Genomic DNA, 405 nt, shown 5'->3' on the forward strand with positions numbered 1-405 from the left:
GAGATCCTCGAGCGCGGAACTACGGCATCCGTGCTCTCGCACGCGGCGCACGATTACACGCGCGCGCTGCTCGACGCCAGCCCGAGCCTCGACCGGCTGCGACCGGCAGAGGCGGCGCACGACGACACCACGGCACTCCTGCAGGTGCCCGGACTCGGAATATCGTCCGTAGCGCACGCAGCACGCATCGATGTCGACGTAACGGTCGGTCGGGGTGAGATCGTCGCCATCGTTGGGGAGAGCGGATCGGGCAAGAGCACGCTCGCCCGCTGCATCGCGGGACGCGAGAGTCCGGATGTGGGCAAGCTCAGCTTCTCTGGGCAACTTCTCCCCCCAGGTCGCAGGTATCGCAGGCCGTCGCAGATCCAGATCGTGTTCCAGGACCCGTACTCGACCCTCAACCCG

The 405-nt window shown here is 67.2% G+C and carries 1 protein-coding gene; it reads left to right on the forward strand.

What is annotated here, in order from left to right; genetic code table 11:
- Positions 1–405: ATP-binding cassette domain-containing protein (locus tag FVP33_RS19220; protein WP_147785273.1), on the forward strand; the 405-nt coding region annotated here is incomplete at both ends.

This window comes from Lacisediminihabitans profunda (genome assembly GCF_008040105.1).
Classification (GTDB): domain Bacteria; phylum Actinomycetota; class Actinomycetes; order Actinomycetales; family Microbacteriaceae; genus Lacisediminihabitans; species Lacisediminihabitans profunda.